The 1,296-nt window shown below is 51.2% G+C and carries 2 protein-coding genes; both read left to right on the forward strand.

The window, feature by feature from the left end:
* Positions 1–47 precede the first annotated feature (47 nt).
* Positions 48–446 carry an ExbD/TolR family protein gene (locus tag AC2VLY_RS00570; RefSeq protein WP_153940848.1) on the forward strand — a complete coding sequence of 133 codons (399 nt, stop codon included), beginning with the start codon at positions 48–50 and terminating at the stop codon, positions 444–446.
* 38 nt (positions 447–484) lie between these two features.
* Positions 485–1,296: TonB-dependent receptor plug domain-containing protein (locus AC2VLY_RS00575; RefSeq protein ID WP_486892655.1), on the forward strand; the 812-nt coding region annotated here is incomplete at its 3' end.

Here is a 1,296-nt window from a genome sequence, read left to right on the forward strand (position 1 = left end):
GAAGGCCGCCCCAATGCTGAAGCGGTGGCCGTGGCGAGGGCGGGATAATGGAAAGACGCTATTTCGAGCAGAAAAAGGGTCGGGTCGAAATCATTCCAATGATTGACATCATGCTCTTCCTGCTGGTGTTTTTCATCATGATCACCCTGCAGATGATTCCCGACAAGGGGCTCAATCTGCAGTTGCCCACTTCCAGTGAAGCCCAGAGTCTGCCGCGTCCGCATTTCACCATCAACATTCAGAAAGACGGGTCGGTGAACGTCAAGGGTCATCATTACGACCTGGATGGTCTGGAGAAAATGCTCGCCAGCGACGGCGACCCCGGCAAGACCCAGATCACCATCGCCGCTGACAGGGGCGTGCCCTTTCAGGATTTCATTCATGTCATGGACCGCTGCCAGAAGGCGGGGGTGAGTGATATCGGGATAGCGGCAAAAAGTTCTTGAACAAACTTTTTTCTATATAACGTTAGGGAGTTATAAAAATGTACCGTAAAACAAATATGCGTCCATTAACCCTTGCCTTGGCCGCTACCGGCCTCTTGGGCTTGATACCACTGGCCCATGCGGGGGTGACCGCCCAGACGCGCAGCGCACGGGTACGACACAAAACCAATCAGCAAAGCATTGCTGTAGGCGAAGTTTCCAGTAATGTGGTGACACAATCTGCTTATGCGCAGCATACGCCAGAATTACCCAAGCAAAAGCACATCTTCAAGTCAGGCATTTCTTCAAAAGTTTTAGGCAGAAAAGAAATTGAAGCAGCAGGACCAGGTGCTGGCGGCGCGCAAATGCTGAATTTTGCTCCCGGGGTGAGTACCTTGGCCAGTTACGGGACGGGTGCTGCCAAGGCTCAGATTAGCATAGATGGCATTAAACAAGGTTGGGGTAATCCCAAGGGCTCTGAAGCCGCACACAGTATTGCCATTTCTTTTGATGGTATCCCCATGAATAATCCGGCTACCGGGTTGTGGCAGTCTCCCCAGGTCAATCAGCCTTCCATGATCCAGGGTATTCATGTCACCTATGGCCCCGGTAATCCCGAGAATCGTTGGTATAACAATATTGGAGGTGGTATTGATTTTGTGCCGATCCAGCCGACCAACAAACCTGGTGCCAGTATTGGCATGAGTTACGGAAGTAATGATTTCAAGAATATTCACTTTGATGTGCGTACCGGTAATTTTGATGGTTTTTCAGCGGTTCTCGCGGGCGGCGTGAGCAGCGGTAACAGTTTCCTTGGCGTACCATCCGGAACCAGTTTACTCAGTCCTTCTGGAGTGGTTTTGCCGAGCAA

It is taken from the genome of Acidithiobacillus sp. TH-A36 (assembly GCF_057473445.1).

What these genes read in the sequence shown, in the direction of transcription:
- AC2VLY_RS00570 (WP_153940848.1), top strand. Translation starts at nt 48, where the DNA reads ATGGAAAGACGCTATTTCGAGCAGAAAAAGGGTCGGGTCGAAATCATT.